The sequence below is a fragment of the Citrobacter sp. VF227 genome, from assembly GCF_052950715.1.
This window is the reverse complement of record NZ_JBRFVF010000616.1, coordinates 1-435: the sequence shown is the minus strand read 5'-3', so window position 1 is coordinate 435 and position 435 is coordinate 1. Positions and strand designations below refer to the sequence as shown.

At 58.4% G+C, this 435-nt stretch carries 1 protein-coding gene; it reads left to right on the top strand.

What is annotated here, in order from left to right:
* On the top strand, positions 1 to 435 hold a 435-nt coding region (locus tag ACU8YC_RS28185; protein ID WP_446896421.1), incomplete at both ends, for a diol dehydratase reactivase ATPase-like domain-containing protein.

Genomic DNA, 435 nt, shown 5'->3' with positions numbered 1-435 from the left:
TGATTGCTATCCGTTCTGCCTTAGTGCTGAAGACGACTCAGGGCGATGTGTGTTCAAGAGTGAGCCTGGCGTGCACGATCGTTGTCCGTGGCGAAAAGCGCGGCGGTGAAGCCGACGTTGCGCATGGCGCGCGGGCCATTCTGCAGGTGGTAAGCGCCTGTGCGCCCGTGTGTGATATTCGCGGTGAAGCTGGTACGCACGCAGGTTGCATGCTGGAGCGGGTGCGTAAGGTGATGGCCTCACTGACCGGTCATGACATGAACACGGTGCACATTCAGTATCTGTTGGCGGTAGATACATTCATTCCGCGCAAGGTTCAGGGCGGTATTGCCGGGGAGTGTTCAATGGAGAACGCCGTTGGCATTGCGGCGATGGTGAAATCCGCTCGCTTACAGATGCAGGCCATCGCCAGTGAGCTCAGCGCCCGGCTAAATA